Annotated in this window: 2 protein-coding genes and 2 pseudogenes; 2 read left to right on the top strand and 2 right to left on the bottom strand. The window is 65.2% G+C overall.

All coding sequences use genetic code 11. From position 1 onward, the window contains the following. Together EOA86_RS29205 and EOA86_RS29200 are read left to right on the top strand one after the other, a co-directional pair. Window positions 1-496: pseudogene (locus tag EOA86_RS29205) on the top strand (hypothetical protein); the annotation flags it as partial. Between the two features lie 5 nt (window positions 497-501). Next, the gene (locus EOA86_RS29200) at window positions 502-777 is read left to right on the top strand and encodes a sulfurtransferase TusA family protein (RefSeq protein ID WP_128344833.1); all 276 of its coding nucleotides are present in this window, start codon (window positions 502-504) and stop codon (window positions 775-777) included. A gap of 260 nt (window positions 778-1,037) precedes the next feature. Here the strand turns inward: EOA86_RS29200 and EOA86_RS29195 are convergent, their stop codons facing one another. Continuing rightward, window positions 1,038-2,138: a GTP-binding protein gene (locus EOA86_RS29195; protein WP_128344832.1), complete on the bottom strand. Its 1,101-nt coding sequence runs from the start codon at window positions 2,136-2,138 to the stop codon at window positions 1,038-1,040. 4 nt (window positions 2,139-2,142) lie between these two features. After that, a pseudogene (locus tag EOA86_RS29190) lies at window positions 2,143-2,829 on the bottom strand (D-alanyl-D-alanine carboxypeptidase); the annotation flags it as partial.

Here is a 2,829-nt window from a genome sequence, read left to right as displayed (position 1 = left end):
TCAGAGCACCTACGAAGCGGCTTTTAACGGCGCGGTCAAGGCTAGCGTGCCGGCGCCCAAGCCGACCATCGCCGGGATCAAGGAAGCCAGCATCGTCTCCGAGTGGTCGAAGAAGCGCGCCCGTGGCGAACGCGTGCCGATCGAGCCGCCCTCGCTTAACGCCGACGGCTCGTTGACGGCGACGGCGCGCATGGGCCGCATCGATTCGCCGGCCGGCCGCAAGATGGCCGCGCTCGACGCGGAGAAGGCCGCCAAGCAGAAGGCCGAGGAGCAAAGGCTTGCCGCGATAGAAGCAGCCAAGGCCGAGAAAGAGGCAGCTAAGGCTCAGGCTCTGGCTGAAGAGGAAGCGGTCCGGGCCGCAGCCGAAGCGCCTGTCGCCACTGCAACCGTCGTGCCCTCCGAGGCCGCCGCGGCAATCGAAACGCAGGCGGCGAGTGCCGACGAAAGCACGACGACAAGGCTGAAGAAGAAGCTGCTCGGCATGTTCGGCGGCTGAGGTTCATGCTTGAACAAGAAGATGGGGGCCAAGAAGACAGGCCCTCAACCAGCCACGCCGCCGTCTACGATCTCAAAGGCCTGAACTGCCCGTTGCCCGTGCTCAAGGCAAAAAAGCGGTTGGCAACAATGCAGCCGGGCAGCCGCCTGTGGCTTGAAACCACTGATCCCCTCGCCGTCATCGACATTCCCGCCTTTTGCACCGAGAGCGGCCATCAATTGATCGAAACGGCAGCGATATCAGGCGGCCATCGCTTCCTCGTCGAGCGCGGCGGTGGCTGAGTCTCAACTTAGCTCGTTCTGGCGAAAGCGGCTGAGCGGACAATCTCCCTTGAGGGGGAGATGCCAAGTTTTGGCAAGAGAGGTTGCCGCGCGTGAAGCGCCAACCTTTTCTTTCGTCTCGCACCAGCCGAGGCGACCCCCTCTGTCGCCTTCGGCGACATCTCCCCCTCAATGAGGGGAGATTGGTAGCTGCACGGACGCCGCCAGCTCCGGACGTTTGCAATTCCGTTAGAGGGCAGTGCGGCGTTCGGAAATTGAATCTACCGCCCGGCGATGGCCAGCGGGTTGTTTTCCAGCGCTGCGCGGTCCGGTGTGTCGATCGACGGCCGGCTGGTGACGGCGGCAAACAGCCGGCGGACGTAGTCTTCCGGCATGTCGAGCGTGATCAGCACCAACCTTGTGCCGCGTTGACCGTCCGGCCAGGACGGCAGCCGCGCCGGCGGATGAAGGATCTTCTGTACGCCGTGGACGACCAGCGGCCGCGACGGGTCTTCCAGCAATTCGATGACGCCCTTCATGCGCAACAGGCGCTCGCCATGCGCCGATCGCAACAGGTCGAGGAACATCTCGATCGCCGAAAACGGCACCGGCCCATCATGAACCAACGAGTAGGAGCGCACGCGGGAATCGTGCCGATGGTCGTGATCATGGTCGCCGTGGTCATGATCGCCATGGTGATCATGGGCGGCTTCCTCGCCCAGCCAGCGCCGCACGTCGGCGGACTTGGTGGCCGGGTTGTAAAGGCCGCAATCGAACAGCGCCGCCCCATCGGTCCTTCTGTCACCCGCATCGAGCAGCTCGGCACCCGGATTGATCTGCCGCAGCCGGGCCCGCAAGGCCTCGGCGTCGCGCGGATCGGTGGCCAGATCGGCTTTCGTCAGCACGATGCGGTCGGCGACGGCCACCTGCTTCACCGCCTCGACATGGGCGTCGAGCGTCGCATTGCCGTTGACCGCGTCGACCAACGTGATGACGCCGTCGAGCCGGAAGGCCTGGACCAGCGCCGGATGCGCCATGATCGATTGCAGCACCGGCGCCGGATCGGCGAGGCCCGTGGTTTCGATGACGACACGGGCGAGCCGGGCGATGCGGCCGGTCTGCAGCCGGTCGACGAGATCGGCCAGCGTATCGACCAGTTCGCCGCGCACCGTGCAGCAGAGACAGCCGTCGGAAAGCTGGATGATGCCGTCTGAGGCCTGTTCGACCAGGAGATGGTCGATCGCCACCTCGCCGAACTCGTTGATGATGACCGCGGTGTCGGCAAGTGCGGGATCCCTGAGCAGCCGGTTGAGCAGCGTCGTCTTGCCGGCGCCGAGAAAGCCGGTCAGCACCGAGACGGCGATGGGAAAGCCGCTGCTCATCAGGCTAGTTCAAGGCCTTGGCGGGCTGGTCGTCCTGGGCCGCGGTGGCGGAACCGATCACTGCCGGCTCGGCGCCGGGCGGCGGCGGCAGGTCGGGCCGCCAGTTCGGCAGCGGCACGTCGGCATATTCCCGGCCCGAGGCATCGAGCATCGCCTTCGGCTTCGGCCCGGTGGCGCCGCCAAGGCCGACGGCGACCAATGTCGGCACATGGTCGAGCTTTTTCCGATAGGGAGATTTTGGCGCATTCTTATCGCCGACAGTGACCGCTTCCGACTGCTCCTTAGCCGGCTTCTTCCTGCAAATCTCGTCATTCAGGTTGTTGACCGATGTGGTGTCGCCATAGGAAGGCAGCGCCGCCACCGTCAACCAGCCCGGTGTCGGCGTGGCAAAGCCGTGGTCGAGCAGCCTGGCGACTGTCTCGGCGCGGGTGACGGCCGACTTCTCGCCGAGCACCACCGCCACCAGCGTGCGCCCGTCGCGTGTTGCCGAGCCGATCATGTTGAAGCCCGAAGGACAGACGAAACCGGTCTTCATGCCGTCGGCGCGGGATAGCGGCCGATCAGGAGATTGTAGTTCGGGATCTGCTTCTTGCCGACGGCCAGGCCCTCGATCGAGAACCATGGGGCATATTGCGGAAATTCCGTGCGGATCGCCATCACCAGCAAGCCGAGGTCGCGCGCCGTCGTATAC

The sequence above is a fragment of the Mesorhizobium sp. M5C.F.Ca.IN.020.32.2.1 genome (assembly GCF_004023105.1).
GTDB lineage: Bacteria > Pseudomonadota > Alphaproteobacteria > Rhizobiales > Rhizobiaceae > Mesorhizobium > Mesorhizobium wenxiniae.
This window is presented reverse-complemented; position numbering and strand designations above follow the sequence as displayed.